The 882-nt window shown below is 67.6% G+C and carries 1 protein-coding gene; it reads left to right on the top strand.

Annotated elements, in window-relative coordinates:
* The coding region (locus CCN56_RS39505) for a chitinase (protein ID WP_143664807.1) at positions 1–800 on the top strand (800 nt) is incomplete at its 5' end.
* Between the last annotated feature and the right edge of the window lie 82 nt (positions 801–882).

Below are 882 nucleotides of genomic sequence, written 5' to 3'. Positions count from 1 at the left end.
CCAAGCAGGCCGCCGGCAAGAAGGTCCTCATCTCCATCGGCGGCCAGAACGGCCAGGTGCAGCTCGCCACCACCACGGCCCGCGACACCTTCGTCTCCTCCGTCTCGAAGATCATCGACGAGTACGGACTCGACGGCCTGGACATCGACTTCGAGGGCCACTCCCTGTCGCTCCAGACCGGCGACACGGACTTCCGCAACCCCACCACCCCGGTCGTCGTCAACCTGATCCAGGCGGTGAAGACCCTGAAGGCCAAGTACGGCCCGGGCTTCGTCCTGACGATGGCCCCGGAGACCTTCTTCGTCCAGCTCGGCTACCAGTACTACGGCTCCGGCCCCTGGGGCGGCCAGGACCCCCGCGCCGGCGCCTACCTCCCGGTCATCCACGCCCTGCGCGACGACCTGACCCTGCTCCACGTCCAGGACTACAACTCGGGCTCCATCATGGGCCTCGACAACCAGTACCACTCGATGGGCGGCGCCGACTTCCACATCGCCATGACCGACATGCTCCTCACCGGCTTCCCGGTCGCCGGCAACACGGACCGCTTCTTCCCGCCCCTCCGCCCCGAGCAGGTCGCCATCGGCCTCCCGGCCTCCACCCAGGCGGGCAACGGCCACACCACCCCGACCGAGGTGAACAAGGCCCTGGACTGCCTGACGAAGAAGCAGAACTGCGGCACCTACACGACCCACGGCACCTGGCCGGCCCTGCGCGGCCTGATGACCTGGTCGATCAACTGGGACCGCTACAACCAGGGGGAGTTCAGCCGGAACTTCGACGCGTACACGTGGAACTGACCGCCAGGGTCAGAAAACTCAGGCAGAGACTGGCGAACACGTCCAGCGGCCAGTGGAAGCCCCGCAGGATCAGCCCGGCCCC

Source organism: Streptomyces sp. NRRL B-24572 (assembly GCF_002156145.1).
Lineage (GTDB): Bacteria > Actinomycetota > Actinomycetes > Streptomycetales > Streptomycetaceae > Streptomyces > Streptomyces vietnamensis.
This window is presented reverse-complemented; position numbering and strand designations above follow the sequence as displayed.